Raw genomic sequence first — 15,754 nt, forward strand, 5'->3', positions numbered from 1 at the left:
ATATTAAAAACGAAGCGATTAGGCTTCTTAACCGCAGGAACTGTGGGGATCGCCTACTAAATAACCGAAAAAACTTTCGGTGTTCGTAGGAATCCACTATGGCTTTAGCCTAGTGGTAGTTCAATTCATATTGCATACGTCAATGGGGCAACCTTCGCAACGAATTTCATCTTTTAAAAACTGCAAATCGTGAATCGTTATTTTTCCTTTGTGGACAGAGATGATTTTTAGCTCTTTTAACTCTTTTAATAATCGGCTGACGACTTCGCGCGCGCTGCCGCAAAAGTTGGCAAGTTCTTGATTTGTTATCGGAACGTTGATGAGAATGCCGTCTTCTGTTTGAACGCCGTAACTGTTCGCGAGGCGGATGAGCGTAGAATAGAGCGCTCCTTTTTTTCCGTGTAAAATTAAATCGCGTATTTTCGTTTGCATCCGTTGCAGTTGTAAATTGAGCCATTGCATAAATTGCAACGCAAACGCATGATCGAGCAACAATCGTTCTTCGACTTGTTGTTTATGAATGACAGCTAACGTCCCCGCTTCCACCATTTTCGCACTTACCGTACATGTGCACGCCAATTGAAACGGAACGATCTCCCCGAACGCATCCCCTTGCTCGCAAATGCGCAGCGATAGTTCGCGCCCTTCATCTGTCGTTTTGCTCAACTGCACTTTTCCTGCACATACGACATATAGTTCGCTCGCCACTTCTCCTTCCCGAAACACATATTCTCCTTTTTGCATATCGATCATATGATGAGGAAAGGAAAGAAGGTCGGATAAGGAGATCGGTTGAATAGTCATACAATAACCACCTTTACTGTTCTCTAGTTTCAGTGAACTACCCTCCACTTACCACCCTTTCGAGTTGCTTGAAGTGGGGGCTTCTCGGGTAATCCTGTCTCATGACAGAAAATTGACCGAGCTAACCCTCCTGTTCCAGGAGTTTGTATTTTCATGCTAATGCTAACAAGCACAATCCTTCTTTTTTGATATTAATTGCTGAATTATAATCACGGTCTAATACTAAGCCACAAATACATTTATATACACGTTCGGACAATGGCATTTCTTTTTCGTTTCCACAACGGGAACATTTTTTTGTCGAGGGAAACCATTTGCTTATTTTTACAAGCTGTTTTCCTTGTTCTTTTAACTTGTATTCCAAGAAAGTGGTGAACATACCCCAGCCGTTATCATGAACGCTTTTTCCAAAGTTGAGGGCTTGAGACATGCTTTTCATGTCTAAGTCCTCAACAATCACAGCGTCATAGTTTGCGGCTAATTCTTTTGACTTGTGATGAAGAAAGTTTCTGCGCTGATTAGCTGTCTTTTCATACAGCTTAGCTACTTTCAGACGTTGTTTTTCCCATCTTGTAGAACCTTTCTTTCTTCGGGAAAGTATTCGTTGTGCTTTTGCTAATTTGTCTAAAGCTTGACGATAGTAACGTGGGTAATTGGCTTTCTCACCTCGTTCACTATCGACATATAGACCATCCATCACAAAATCTAAACCAACTACTTTCTGAATCTTTACTGTACTGATATTTTTCTCATATTCTGTCAAAATCGAAATATAATATTTACCTGTCTTTGTTTTAGAAATTGTACAAGATTTGATTTTGTAATCAGCAGGTATTTCTCTATGCTGTTTCACTCTTATTGGCTTTTTGATTTTTGGCAGTTTGATATAACCATTCTCTAGCTTAATATTGTCGTTGACCATGTTGGTTGTGTAAGATTGTTTCTTTTTCTTGGTCTTGAATTTAGGGAACTCTGCACGACCTTCAAAAAAGTTCTCATAAGCATTTTGTAAATGGATTTGTGCATTGGCTAAAGCTAAAGAATCCACTTCTTTTGGGAACGGAAATTCATTCTTATACTTCGCTGGGGTGGGAAACTTTTGTTCTTTAAGCGCCTCTTTGTCGTCTTTGAACTTTTCATATATTTCTTTACGTTCTGCCAGCATCTTGTTGTAGATAAAACGAACGCAGCCAAACGTTTTTGCCAATAACTCTTCCTGTTCTTTATTTGGATATAAGCGAAATTTGAATGCTTTGTTTTGCTTGGTCATACCAATTCACCTCACTTCAGCCCTTGACTTTCAATATTAATAATATCAACTCTCTTATATATCTAATACTGATTATGACAAAATCTTTGGCTAACGCCAACCGAAATTCATCTCCCCACTTATCGTTGGGCTATCGCCCTTCACACGCTTGAAGTTGGGGACTTCTTTCGGAAATGATGTTAAAAAGAAAAAAAAAGATGACGTCAATATATGGAACATAAAAATAAAAAATATTTAAATATACATTTGATTTTATTTTTATGCAGTATTATAATGATAACTAAATTTACAACATATATAGAAAGTGGGGAACGGGGAAATGAAAGTCTCCATTATCGGAGCGACAGGCTATGGAGGAGTTGAGCTCGTTCGCTTATTGCAACATCATCCGTACATGCGCGTCGTTTCCGTTCATTCATCTTCACAAGCAGGTGTTTCGCTTCGTGATGTGTATCCGCATATGGAAGGTTCATTTGTTTTGCGCGATCTTCGTATGGATGATATAGAGGGCGATCTCGTTTTTTTAGCGACGCCGCCCGGTGTATCGAGCGAATGGACACCAAAGTTGCTTGCGGCAGGGTATAAAGTCATTGATTTATCTGGAGACTTTCGTTTGCGTGACGGGAGCGTCTATGCGAAGTGGTATAAAAGGCAGGCGCCGAACGAGGAGCTACTAAAACAGGCGGTGTACGGGCTGACCGAGTGGAATCGCGACCGCATTGCGACGGCGAGCTTAATCGCTAATCCAGGCTGCTATCCGACAGCGACGTTGCTCGGGTTAGCACCGCTCGTCATTGAAAAATGGATCGTGCCGCATCGCGTCATTATAGATGCGAAATCGGGCGTGTCCGGCGCAGGACGAGGAGTATCCCTTGGCGTTCATTTTTCGGAAACGAATGAAAACGTAAAAATATACAAAGTGAATACACATCAACATATTCCTGAAATTGAACAAATGTTATGCGACTGGAATGAACAAATGGATCCGGTGACGTTTAGCACCCATTTAATTCCGATGACGCGCGGCATTATGGCGACGATGTATGCGGAAGCCGCGCGCCCATTGTCGCTTGAAAGAATAATAGAATTATACAAAGAAACGTATAAACATTGCCCGTTCGTACGCGTTCGGGAGGCAGGATCTTTTCCGTGTACGAAAGACGTGTACGGTTCGAACTATTGCGATATTGGGCTTGCTTACGATAAACGAACAAATCGCATTACTGTTGTGAGCGTAATCGATAATTTAGTTAAAGGGGCGGCAGGGCAGGCCGTTCAAAACGCCAACGTCATGTGTGGATGGGACGAACAAACCGGGTTGACATCGATGCCTATGTATCCGTAAAAGAGGTGGAAAAAATGATGATCGTTGAAGAAAAAGTGAAATATATGGCAGATGGAACAATTGTAACGCCAAAAGGTTTTCGCGCGGCTGGCATTCATGCAGGATTGCGTTATACGAAAAAAGATTTAGGTGTGATCGTTTGCGATGTGCCAGCCTCATGTGCAGCTGTATACACTCAAAACGTGTTTCAAGCTGCTCCGTTACAAGTGACGAAAGAGAGCATCGCTGTTGAAAATAAGTTGCAAGCCGTTATCGTCAATAGCGCCTATGCTAACGCATGTACGGGCGAACAAGGGCTAAAAGATGCGTACGACATGCGCAAATGGTGTGCGGAAGCGTTCGGGCTTCATGAACATCTCGTCGCTGTCGCATCGACGGGAGTGATCGGCGAACGGTTACCGATCGAAAAAATTCGCGCGAGCATTCCGAAGCTTGAACCGACGGCACAATGGAGCGGGGCGGTCGATTTTCAAACAGCCATTTTAACGACCGATCTTGTCATGAAAAAAACGTGTTATGAAACGGTGATCGACGGCCAAGTTGTGACGGTTGCGGGAGCGGCGAAAGGATCGGGGATGATTCATCCGAATATGGCGACGATGCTTGCTTTCATTACGACCGATGCGAACGTTCCGTCAGACGTGCTACAACATGCGCTTCGCTCGATTACAAACGTGTCGTTTAACCAAATTACCGTCGATGGCGAAACGTCAACGAACGATATGGTGATCGTCATGGCGAGCGGATTAGCGGGCAACGAGCCGCTTTCTCCTCAGCATCCCGATTGGGCGAATTTTTATGAAGCTCTTCGTAAAACGTGCGAACATTTAGCAAAACAAATTGCCCGCGACGGAGAAGGGGCGACGAAGTTAATTGAAGCGCGCGTCAAAGGAGCGCGGACAGACGAAGAAGCGAAATGGGCCGCGAAACATATTGTCGGTTCGAATTTAGTGAAAACAGCGGTATACGGGGCGGATGCGAATTGGGGACGCATTATCGGAGCGATTGGTCATAGCGGGGCATTCGTCAACCCGAACGATGTGGACGTATGGATCGGTTCAGTTCACATGTTAAAGCAGAGCGAACCGGTGCCGTTTTGTGAAGAAGAAGCGAAAGCAGCTTTAATGGAAGACGTTGTCGTCATTACGGTAGATTTGCATGTCGGTGACGGGGAAGGCGTCGCGTGGGGCTGTGATTTAACGTACGACTACATTAAAATTAATGCAAGCTATCGGACGTAAGGGGGAATGAGTGTGATTGTGATCAAATGCGGCGGTAGCGTGCTTCATGAATTATCCCCAGCCTTTTTTACGAGCGTGCAACAGTTAAGAAGAAGCGGAATAGATGTTGTCATCGTCCATGGAGGTGGTCCGGATATCGGGCAGCTCCTTCACGCGCTGAACATTCCGTCCGAATTTGTTAACGGATTGCGGAAAACGACAAAAGAAGTGTTGCACGTTGTAGAAATGGTGTTAAATGGAAAGGTGAACAAAACGCTCGTCTCTCTTTTACAAACAAATGACATTCGCGCGGTAGGGTTATCGGGTGTTGATGACAAGTTGTTGCAAGCAAAACCGATCGATGTACAAACGCTCGGTTATGTTGGGGAAGTTGTACACGTTCACGCGCATATTATCCATACGTTGTTGCGCCACGCATACGTTCCTGTCATCGCGCCGATCGGTGTAGATGAACATGGTCAAACGTATAACATTAATGCAGATACGGCGGCGGCAGCAATAGCGCAGGCGCTTTCGGCTGACAAACTCGTTTTTGTAACGGATGTCGCCGGCATTTTAAACAATGGCGAAGTTGTCAAAGAAGCGACAGCCCAAATGGTTGAAGCGATGATTGCCGATGGGACGATTTCAGGAGGGATGATTCCAAAAGTGAAAGCTGCCCTTCATGCGCTTCACTCGGTCAATGAGGTGGCCATCGTAAGCGGAAAAGTTCCATTTTATGAACATGGCACGTGGCATGGAACGATGATGAAGAAAGAGGTGTATGTATGATTTTTCCAACATATCAACGGTTTCCGATTACCGTTGCAAAAGCGGAAGGAACGAAAATCATCGCAACGGACGGAAAACAGTATATCGATTTTATTGCCGGCATTGCGGTATGCAATCTCGGCCATCGCCATCCCGCTGTTCAGCAAGCGCTAGCGGAGCAGCTAAATGAAGTATGGCACGTGTCCAATTTGTTTCATCTTCCACTTCAAGAAGAAGTTGCCTCCCTTCTCGTTCAACATTCCGTCGGGGATGCGGTGTTTTTTTGCAATAGCGGGGCAGAGGCGAACGAAGCGGCGATCAAGCTAGCACGTAAACATACTGGACGCTCAAAAATCATTACGTGTGAACAGTCGTTTCACGGGCGCACGTTTGCGACGATGTCGGCAACAGGGCAGGCGAAAATTCATGACGGATTCGGTCCGTTGTTACCGACGTTCGCTTATGTGCCGTTTAACGATATTGATGCGCTTGAGAAGGAAATGGACGAAACGGTGGCAGCTGTCATGGTGGAAGTCGTGCAAGGAGAAGGCGGCGTCGTCGTCGGTGAAAAGTCGTTTTTGCAGGCGGCAGAGCAGCTTTGTCAAACATATGGCGCATTGCTTATTGTTGATGAAGTGCAAACAGGGATCGGGCGAACGGGAACGTTGTTCGCTTACGAGCAGTTTCATATTTCGCCGGATGTCATTACCGTTGCGAAAGGATTAGGAAGCGGTTTTCCTGTCGGAGCGATGATCGGGAAAAAACATGTCATTCCGACGTTTAGCGCAGGTGTGCACGGCTCGACGTTTGGCGGAAACGCCTTAGCGATGGCAGCAGCGAAAGCGACGCTTAACATCGTCACACAGCCTTCATTTTTACAAGACGTGCGTGAAAAAGGAACGTATTTTCACGAGCAATTAAAAAAGGTGCTTGAACATATCCATATCGTTACGCATGTGCGCGGGTTGGGGCTTATGGTCGGCATAGCGTGCAACGAACAAGTGACAAACATATTGCCGCATATTCATGAAAGAGGACTGCTAGTTTTAGCGGCGGGACCGAACGTCATTCGTTTATTGCCACCGCTCACCGTAACGAAGGAAGAGATCGATGAAGCAGTCAACATATTACAAGAGGCGTTAACATCGTATGAACGTGATTTTTTATATGTATAAATGAATAAAAATTCTTTTTGTTTAATAAACATTCGTTTGGGGTGTGAACATGGAAGCGTATGTACATTTGCAAAACGGCAAAACGTTTGCTGGGAAACTAGAAACGGCGTGGACGGGGGATGTTTCTGGCGAAGTCGTCTTTTTTACAGGAATGACAGGGTATCAAGAAGTGTTGACTGATCCATCGTATAAAAACCAAATCATCGTGTTTACGTATCCGTTGATCGGCAATTACGGAGTGAACGAAGTTGATTTTGAAAGCAAACATCCGCATGTGAAGGCGGTGATCGTCTATGAAGCGGAGGAAACAGGCTATCATTACGAAGCGGCATATAGTCTCAAACAATATTTGCAAAAATGGAACGTTCCGCTCGTTAGCCACGTCGATACGCGAGCATTAGTAAAACAAATTCGAGAACATGGGGCGATGCCTGCCGTTATTTCGTTACGTGAAACGGCAGTGGTGCAAATGGAAGAACAACATCCTGTTCCACTCGTCAGCACATCGGACGTCGAAACGTACGGAAGTGGCGACATGCACGTTGTTTTATTTGATTTCGGATATAAAAAGTCCATCGTTCATTCGTTAATGGAGCATGGCTGTCGTGTAACCGTCGTTCCGTACAATACGACGTTACAAACAGTAGAGCAGCTCGATCCTGATGGCGTCTTGTTATCAAATGGACCCGGAGATCCGAAACAATTGTCGCCTTATTTGCCGAATGTGTTAGCGGTCATCGAACGTTACCCGACGCTTGCGATTTGCCTTGGGCATCAACTCGTTTCGCTCGCTTATGGGGGAGATACGGAAAAATTGAAGTTTGGGCATCGCGGGGCCAATCAGCCAGTATATGATGTGAAAACGAAAAGAGTATGGATGACATCGCAAAATCACGGCTATGTTGTCAAGGCAGAAAGTTTAGCGCATACGCCGCTTTCCGTTCGCTTTGTAAACGTCAATGACGGTTCTGTCGAAGGGGTGGCTCATGAAACGAAGCCGATTTTATGCGTGCAATACCATCCAGAGGCACATCCTGGTCCAAACGATACACAATTTATTTTTGCCGAATTTGTCGACATGATGAAAGCAGCAAGAAAGGAGAAAGTATATGCCTAAAGATTGTACGCTACGTTCCATTCTTGTCATCGGTTCTGGTCCGATCGTCATCGGTCAAGCAGCGGAGTTTGACTACTCTGGAACGCAAGGGTGTTTAGCGTTAAAAGAGGAAGGGTATCGCGTCATTTTAGCGAACAACAATCCGGCGACGATTATGACTGATGAAGTGCATGCCGATGCCGTCTATTTTGAGCCACTTACTGTCGAGAGCATGGAAAAAATTATCGCGAAAGAGCGACCCGATGGGCTATTGGCCACGCTTGGCGGCCAGACGGGGCTGAATTTAGCGTTTGCTTTACACGAACGAGGCATTTTGCAAAAATATAACGTCCGCTTGCTCGGCACACCGATTGAATCGATTAAGCGCGGGGAAGATCGTGAAGCGTTTCGCGCTTTAATGTATGAATTAAATGAACCTGTGCCAGAAAGTGAAATTGTAACAACGGTAGAAGAAGCGGTGCAGTTTGCTGAGCAAATCGGATTTCCAATTATCGTTCGTCCAGCGTATACGCTCGGTGGAACGGGGGGCGGCATCGCCGAAACGATGGATGAATTTATAAAGATTGTTGCGAAGGGGCTACGTGAAAGTCCGATTTCGCAATGTTTAGTCGAACGGAGCGTGGCAGGTTTTAAAGAAATTGAATATGAAGTGATGCGCGATCATACAAATACGTGCATTACTATTTGTAATATGGAAAATATTGATCCTGTCGGCATTCATACGGGCGATTCGATCGTTGTCGCTCCGTCGCAAACGTTGACGGATGTAGAATATCATATGTTGCGCTCGGCAGCGATTAAAATTATTTCTGCGCTTGGCGTTGTCGGCGGATGCAACATTCAATTTGCGCTTGATCCGACGAGCAAAAAATATTACTTAATTGAAGTCAATCCACGCGTCAGCCGTTCATCTGCGCTCGCATCGAAAGCGACTGGCTATCCGATCGCAAGAATGGCGGCGAAATTGGCGGTCGGCTACACGCTTGCCGAATTAATGAATCCGGTGACAGGCCATACGTATGCGAGCTTTGAACCTGCGCTCGATTATGTTGTTGTGAAATTTCCGCGCTTCCCGTTTGATAAATTTCCGTTTGCCGATCGTCGCCTCGGCACGCAAATGAAAGCGACCGGGGAAGTGATGGCGATCGATCGCAACTTTGAACGGGCGTTGCAAAAGGCGATTCATTCTCTTGAATTAGATCATATCGGCCTACATTCACCGGCGCTTGCGAACGAGTCGACGAAATCGTTAATTGACATCATCAAAAAAGGGGATGACCGCCGCTTTTTCGCTATACTCGAGCTGCTTCGTCGCGGCATCCCAACGAGCGAAATACATGAGTGGACAAAAATTGACTTGTATTTTTTAACTCGTTTTGCTCAGCTCATTGCGCTTGAACAACAGGCGAAAAACATAACGCTCGATACGGTAGATGAACGAACGTTTCGCACGTTGAAAGAGAAAGGGTTTTCCGATGCATATTTAGCTTATATATGGCATGTTGAGGAAAAAGATGTACGTGAAAAAAGAAAAGCATACGGCATTGTGCCCGCCTATAAAATGGTCGATACGTGTGCGGCAGAATTTTCAGCAGAAACGTCATATTATTATTCGACATATTTTGGCGAAAGCGAAGTGCAAGCGAGCGACAAGCCGAAAATGCTTATTCTCGGCTCAGGACCGATTCGAATTGGGCAAGGGGTAGAGTTCGATTACGGCTCCGTTCATTGCGTGTACGCTTTGCAACAAGCAGGGTATGAAGCGATTTTAATAAACAACAATCCGGAAACGGTCAGCACCGATTTCACCGTCGCAGACCGCTTGTATTTTGAGCCGCTAACCGTAGAAGATGTGTTAAATGTGATCGAGGCGGAAAACGTCGAAGCGGTCATCGTGCAATTTGGCGGACAGACGGCCATTAATTTAGCAAGCAAGCTAGAAACGTACGGCGTGTCAATCATCGGGATGAGCAGCGACGTGATCGATCAACTGGAAGATCGCGAACGTTTTTACGAGTTGTTGCAGTCGCTCGGCATTCCGCACGTGAAAGGGACGATGGCAACGAACGAGACAGAATTATGGGAAAAGATCAATGATATTGGCTATCCGCTATTGCTCCGCCCGTCGTATGTGATCGGTGGACGAGGCATGCATATTGTTGAACATGAGCAACAGCTTTGTTCGCTCATCGAACAAGGAATTGTCTACCCGGTACTAATAGATGAATATATGCGCGCAAAAGAAGGGGAGCTCGATGCGATTTGTGACGGATATGACGTATTTGTTCCGACAATGATCGAACATGTCGAAAAAACGGGCGTCCATTCCGGCGATAGTTATGCGCTCTTGCCTGCTCAATCGTTTACAGAAGAAGAGAAAAAGAAAATGATCGATTATGCAAAGCGAATAACGAAACAGCTTCATTTTAAAGGGTTAATGAACGTTCAATTTATCGTTCGTAACGGCGAAGTATACGTCTTAGAAGTCAATCCACGCGCAAGCCGAACGGTGCCGATTGTGAGCAAAGTGACAGGTGTGCCGATGGTTCAACTAGCGACAAACATATTGCTTGGGAAATATTTGTCGGAATACGTCATTCAATCTCCTTCTCTCTCGTATGTTGTCTTAAAATACCCTGTTTTTTCGACATATAAATTGCCGGGAGTCGATCCGCTCGTTGGCCCAGAAATGAAATCGACGGGGGAAGGAATTAGCATCGCAAAAACAGTGCAAGAAGCGGCGTTAAAAAGCTTTTATCCGTACCTTGTAAAGAAAAAAGGGGCGCATGAAATATATGTGGACGCGCCAGAAAAGGCCGCATCGCTTATCGAAGCGGCGAAACGATTCGGTTTGACTGTTGTAACGGATGAGCCGTTTGAACAATGGCTTGAGAAAAAAGAGGCGCTCGCGTTTGTTAGTTTCATGCGCGATGACGAAAGCGTGCAGCGAAGAAAACAGGCGCTCGCTCGTCATTTGCTCGTATGTACGGAAGAAGAAACAGCCCGTTTATTTTTCGAGGCACTCCAAACGGACGATTTTTCCGTATGTTCGATTCAACAATGGTTAAAAATGATGAAAGAAGTGGTGAAAAAGTGAATACGACAGCAACCGTTCAATTGAAAGGGAAAGATTTTTTAACATTAGCGAGCTATTCGAAAAAAGAAATTGAATATTTACTTCATTTAGCGCTTGAATTAAAAAGAAAGCAACAAAGTGGGGAAAAGTATACGCCGTTGAGCGGAAAAACGTTGGCGATGATTTTTGAAAAACCATCTACAAGAACGCGCGTGTCATTTGAAGTCGGCATGGTGCAATTAGGGGGGCATGCGCTTCATTTAAGCAGCCGCGATTTGCAAATTGGACGCGGCGAGACGATTGCCGATACGGCGCGCGTGCTGTCGCAATATGTGGATGGAATTATGATTCGCACATTCGAGCATGAAAAAGTAGAAGAGCTTGCTCATTACGCGACCATTCCGGTCATTAACGGCTTAACCGATGACGACCATCCGTGCCAAGCGCTTGCGGATTTATTGACAATTTATGAAGTAAAAGGAAAACTGCAAGGGTTAAAGCTCGCCTACATCGGTGACGGCAACAATATGGCGCATGCGTTAATGTTAGCTGCCGCAAAAGTTGGCATGGATTGTGCTGTTGCTTCACCGAAAGGATATGAGCCGAAACAAGCGATTGTCAATGAAGCGAAACAAATGGCGAGCGAAAGCGGAGCGACGATCGTTGTGACAAACGATCCGTACGAAGCAATTGCTGATGCGGATGTGGTGTACACAGACGTTTGGGCAAGCATGGGGCAAGAAGCGGAGGCGAACGAGCGCATGCACATTTTTGTCCCATTTCAAGTGAATGAAGCGCTCGTTCAACAGGCGAAAGACGATTTTATGTTTTTACATTGTTTGCCGGCACACCGCGGTGAAGAAGTGACAGAAGGTGTGATTGATGGAACGCAGTCTTACATTTTCCAACAGGCCGCCAATCGCCTTCACGCCCAAAAAGCGTTGCTCGTTTCATTGCTGTAGTTTGTAGCGTTTGCCGTTATTTCTCATCATCGTTTTGCAGGGGAGAGGACATATTATAAAATGAGCAAATGATGAGGAGGGGTACGGATGGGACAAAGCCGACATTTTCGCCCGGGGCAAAAAGCGCCAAATAACGGCATATATATTGAAATTGGCGAGACTGGCGACCAAGTGAAAAACCCGAAAAAATTGAAGCTAAAAGCAGGTGACCGTTTCCCTGAAACGTCAAACCATAACCGCATTTGGACATACTTTCCGAAACCGTAAGCCATCCTTGCACAAGGATGGCTTTGCCATTATAATACATAATAGAAAAAGGTCAAATAAAGTCAAAGTCAAAGGGGTGAGTACGATGAATATGCAACAAATGACGGAAAAAGTGCAAGAAGCGTTCATGCGAGCTCAATCGTTGGCGGTGGAGAAGCAACATCAAGAGATTGACGTCGAGCACGTATGTATCGCGTTGTTAGAACAAGAAGACGGGCTTGCTCGGCGCATATGTGAAAAAATGTCCGTTTCGATTTCCGCGCTGCGCGATGAGTGGAATAAACAGCTAAATAAAAAGCCGCAAGTTCTCGCGAGCACAGAAGCGGGGAAAATATACGTAACGAGCCGTCTACAACAATGGATTGTGCGGGCAGAACAAGAAGCGAAACAAATGAACGATGAATATATATCGGTTGAGCACTTGTTTCTTGCGCTCGTTGACGATCGAGAGGCGAAACCGATATTGTCGCGCTACGGCATCGACCGAGCGAAACTGTTACAAACGATTATGGAAATAAGGGGGAATCAACGGGTGGTTAGTCCGCATCCAGAAGCGACATATGAAGCGTTGCAAAAATATGGCCGCGATTTAGTAGCGGAAGTGAAGGCAGGGAAAATTGATCCGGTCATTGGCCGCGATAGCGAAATTCGCCGTGTCATTCGCATTTTGTCACGTAAGACGAAAAACAATCCCGTTTTAATCGGTGAGCCGGGTGTCGGAAAAACGGCGATTGTCGAAGGATTAGCGCAACGCATCGTGCGAAAAGATGTGCCAGAAGGGTTAAAAGATAAAACGATTTTTGCGCTAGATATGAGTGCATTGATTGCTGGCGCAAAGTTTCGCGGCGAGTTTGAAGAACGGTTAAAAGCGGTATTAAACGAAGTGAAAAAAAGCGAAGGGAGAATCATCTTATTTATTGACGAACTACATACGATCGTCGGCGCAGGACGGACGGATGGAGCGCTCGATGCCGGCAATATGTTAAAGCCGATGCTTGCGCGCGGAGAATTGCATTGCATTGGAGCGACGACGCTTGATGAGTATCGTCAATATATTGAAAAAGACCCAGCGCTCGAACGCCGTTTCCAACAAGTGCTCGTTCAAGAGCCGACCGTCGAAGATACAATTTCGATTTTGCGCGGCTTAAAAGAGCGGTTTGAAATTCATCACGGGGTAAACATTCATGATGGGGCGCTCGTTGCGGCAGCGACGTTATCTGATCGGTACATTTCTGACCGCTTTTTGCCTGATAAAGCGATTGACTTAGTCGATGAAGCGTGCGCGATGATTCGTACGGAGATCGACTCGATGCCGACGGAGTTAGATGAAGTTATGCGCAAAATGATGCAGCTTGAAATTGAGGAAGCGGCGCTGAAAAAAGAACAAGATGAAGCAAGTAAACAGCGCTTACAAGCGTTGTCGCAAGAACTTGCGAATTTGCGCGAAAAAGCAAACGCGATGAAAGCGCAATGGGAAAAAGAAAAAGAAGCGATTCAACACGTGCGCGCGCTCCGTGAACAGTTAGAAAAAGCAAAGCGCGAACTAGAAGAAGCGGAAAACAACTACGATTTAAATAAAGCGGCAGAATTGCGCCACGGCCGCATTCCGCAACTTGAAAAGCAATTAAAGCAACTTGAACAAAGCGAAAAAGAAAGACGATTGTTGCGTGAAGAAGTGACAGAAGAAGAAATCGCATCGATCGTATCAAAATGGACAGGCATTCCAGTCACTAAACTTGTTGAAGGTGAGCGTGAAAAATTGTTACGCTTAGCCGATATTTTACATGAGCGCGTCATCGGGCAAGATGAGGCGGTGGAACTTGTGAGCGATGCGGTGTTGCGCGCGCGTGCGGGCATGAAAGATCCGAATCGTCCGATCGGTTCATTTCTTTTCCTCGGTCCGACAGGCGTTGGGAAAACGGAATTAGCGAAAGCGTTAGCCGAGGCGCTTTTCGATAGCGAACAACAAATGATTCGCATCGATATGTCGGAATATATGGAGAAACATGCGGTGTCTCGTTTAATTGGCGCCCCACCGGGATACGTTGGCTATGAAGAAGGTGGGCAGTTAACGGAGGCGGTGCGCAGAAAACCGTATTCCGTCATTTTGTTTGATGAAGTGGAAAAAGCGCATCCAGAAGTGTTTAACATTTTGTTGCAAATGCTCGATGACGGCCGCATGACTGACTCGCAAGGAAGAACGGTCGACTTTAAAAATACGGTTGTCATTATGACGTCAAACATCGGCTCACATGCGTTGTTAGAAGCGGTCGATGCGCACGGAGACGTAAGTGAAGAAGCGCGCGAACAAGTGTTGAAACAATTGCGGATGCATTTTCGCCCAGAATTTTTAAACCGCATTGACGATATCGTCTTGTTTAAACCGTTAACGATACGTGAAGTGAAAGGGATTGTAGATAAGTTTATGAAACAGCTAGAAGAGCGGCTCGCCGAACGCCATATTAAAGTGACGTTAACAGATGAGGCGAAAACGTACATCGCTACACACGGATTTGACGCCGTATACGGTGCGCGCCCATTGAAGCGATTTATTCAAAAACATATTGAAACGAAGCTAGCACGCGAAATGATCGCTGGGCATATCGCCGATTACAGCACGATCACAATTGATGTGGAAGGAAATGAATTAGTCGTAAAAAAAGGATAAACGGACGAACGCCGTTTATCCTTTTTAATGATGCACAGGGTCGTTTGGAATAAGTTGAGCGATTGCGATAATGAGAACGGTTGCAATGACGGCGAGCGTCGTGCCCGTTGAGAAATGATAAGCGACGCCAATCATTGAGCTGACGACGTATGTCACCATGTTAATTAATAAAAACGTCCAAAAAAACGTCCAAAAAATGCGCATGTAACTCCCTCCTTTTACACTCTTTTTTATCTTAACATAAATGTTTGATGGGCGAAAACGAAAAAATTGTAACGCCTAGTACGTAAGAAAGAAAAACGCATACGATATATTGTACAATGATGTGCGTAAGGTGGACAGCGATGGCAGCGAAGCAACGATTTTTCCAATTTAGCGAGCAATGGTGTGCGATTCATATTCCAGATCGACCGAACGGATTTGCTTTATTGATTTTAGGGGATGTGTCTCATTTTGTCGATGACGAAACGAGCTTATGGATACAACATGCTGGAAAAAACAAGCTGTTACATGAACTACTACAACGTGGGTACACGATTTTTTATTCCCATTTGTACGGTGCGAACTGGGGCAGTCCAAAAGCGGTGAAATTAGCCAAACAGCTTATGTATTATGTGCTAAAAACAGAAATTTTAAATGAGCGCATTTACGTGTTGGCAGAAGGAATGGGTGCGCTTGTCGCATTGCCTTTTATGGATGATGTAGGCGATCATATACGAGCGGTGGCGTTATTGAATCCTTGCATATATTTACATGACCAGCTGCAATATGAAAAAGAACATAAATTTTTTTATAAACGGTTGATGCGGCAGTTGAAACAAGCGTACGGAGAAGAGGACATGGAACGTCATATACAGCAGCCGAAACCGCCTGTTGTACCGGTAAAAATTTGGCAAGTGTCCGGCGTCAATCCTTATCCGCCGACGATTCATGCGAGGGCGTACGCCCAGGCGTTTGGCGTACCTGTTTCGTATCATTTGCCTGAAAAAAAGTATACGTTTGCGCAAGAGATCCATACATTTTTCGAGCAGTATAATGACGTATAGCCCCCACACGCGTGGGGATTTTTTCTTTACGAA

13 protein-coding genes are annotated in these 15,754 nt (G+C 45.4%); 10 read left to right on the top strand and 3 right to left on the bottom strand.

The annotated features are described in order from the left end of the window. Positions 1 to 120: 120 nt before the first annotated feature. Together BM213_RS05010 and BM213_RS05015 are read right to left on the bottom strand one after the other, a co-directional pair. Positions 121 to 804, bottom strand: a complete 684-nt coding sequence (locus BM213_RS05010) for a Crp/Fnr family transcriptional regulator (protein ID WP_091701601.1) — start codon at positions 802 to 804, stop codon at positions 121 to 123. A gap of 151 nt (positions 805 to 955) precedes the next feature. Then, complete coding sequence (locus BM213_RS05015) at positions 956 to 2,074, bottom strand: RNA-guided endonuclease InsQ/TnpB family protein (protein ID WP_091701604.1); 1,119 nt, start codon at positions 2,072 to 2,074, stop codon at positions 956 to 958. Between the two features lie 319 nt (positions 2,075 to 2,393). Here BM213_RS05015 and argC point away from each other — a divergent pair, with 319 nt between their 5' ends. From argC to clpB, 9 genes are all read left to right on the top strand, one after another. Beyond that, positions 2,394 to 3,419, top strand: coding sequence for an N-acetyl-gamma-glutamyl-phosphate reductase (gene argC, locus BM213_RS05020; protein WP_091701607.1), 1,026 nt, complete (start codon positions 2,394 to 2,396; stop codon positions 3,417 to 3,419). A gap of 14 nt (positions 3,420 to 3,433) precedes the next feature. Further along, on the top strand, positions 3,434 to 4,660 hold the full coding sequence (argJ, locus tag BM213_RS05025) for a bifunctional ornithine acetyltransferase/N-acetylglutamate synthase (RefSeq protein ID WP_091701609.1): 1,227 nt from the start codon (positions 3,434 to 3,436) through the stop codon (positions 4,658 to 4,660). A gap of 6 nt (positions 4,661 to 4,666) precedes the next feature. Then, a complete protein-coding gene (gene argB / locus BM213_RS05030) occupies positions 4,667 to 5,431 on the top strand; it encodes an acetylglutamate kinase (protein ID WP_208601870.1) in 765 nt (254 codons plus the stop codon). Beyond that, positions 5,428 to 6,585 carry an acetylornithine transaminase gene (locus BM213_RS05035; RefSeq protein ID WP_091701616.1) on the top strand — a complete coding sequence of 386 codons (1,158 nt, stop codon included), beginning with the start codon at positions 5,428 to 5,430 and terminating at the stop codon, positions 6,583 to 6,585. Before argB ends, BM213_RS05035 begins: the two co-directional genes overlap by 4 nt. Before the next feature lie 49 nt (positions 6,586 to 6,634). Beyond that, on the top strand, positions 6,635 to 7,702 hold the full coding sequence (locus BM213_RS05040; protein WP_091701618.1) for a carbamoyl phosphate synthase small subunit: 1,068 nt from the start codon (positions 6,635 to 6,637) through the stop codon (positions 7,700 to 7,702). Continuing rightward, positions 7,695 to 10,799: a carbamoyl phosphate synthase large subunit gene (locus tag BM213_RS05045; RefSeq protein ID WP_091701621.1), complete on the top strand. Its 3,105-nt coding sequence runs from the start codon at positions 7,695 to 7,697 to the stop codon at positions 10,797 to 10,799. Before BM213_RS05040 ends, BM213_RS05045 begins: the two co-directional genes overlap by 8 nt. Continuing rightward, on the top strand, positions 10,796 to 11,740 hold the full coding sequence (gene argF / locus BM213_RS05050) for an ornithine carbamoyltransferase (protein ID WP_091701624.1): 945 nt from the start codon (positions 10,796 to 10,798) through the stop codon (positions 11,738 to 11,740). The genes BM213_RS05045 and argF overlap by 4 nt, the downstream gene beginning before the upstream one ends. Before the next feature lie 87 nt (positions 11,741 to 11,827). After that, positions 11,828 to 12,007, top strand: coding sequence for a YjzC family protein (locus tag BM213_RS05055; RefSeq protein ID WP_003395421.1), 180 nt, complete (start codon positions 11,828 to 11,830; stop codon positions 12,005 to 12,007). 85 nt (positions 12,008 to 12,092) lie between these two features. After that, complete coding sequence (gene clpB, locus BM213_RS05060) at positions 12,093 to 14,675, top strand: ATP-dependent chaperone ClpB (RefSeq protein ID WP_091701627.1); 2,583 nt, start codon at positions 12,093 to 12,095, stop codon at positions 14,673 to 14,675. 24 nt (positions 14,676 to 14,699) lie between these two features. On the opposite strand, the gene BM213_RS05065 is transcribed toward clpB, so the two are convergent. Next, entirely contained in the window at positions 14,700 to 14,879 is a 180-nt protein-coding gene (locus BM213_RS05065) for a YjzD family protein (RefSeq protein ID WP_091701630.1), read from the bottom strand. A 140-nt stretch (positions 14,880 to 15,019) separates the two neighbouring features. Between BM213_RS05065 and BM213_RS05070 the strand changes: the two genes are divergently transcribed. Further along, a complete protein-coding gene (locus BM213_RS05070) occupies positions 15,020 to 15,721 on the top strand; it encodes a hypothetical protein (protein ID WP_091701633.1) in 702 nt (233 codons plus the stop codon). The last annotated feature ends 33 nt before the right edge of the window (positions 15,722 to 15,754 follow it).

It is taken from the genome of Anoxybacillus pushchinoensis, from assembly GCF_900111795.1.
Taxonomy (GTDB): Bacteria; Bacillota; Bacilli; order Bacillales; family Anoxybacillaceae; genus Anoxybacillus; species Anoxybacillus pushchinoensis.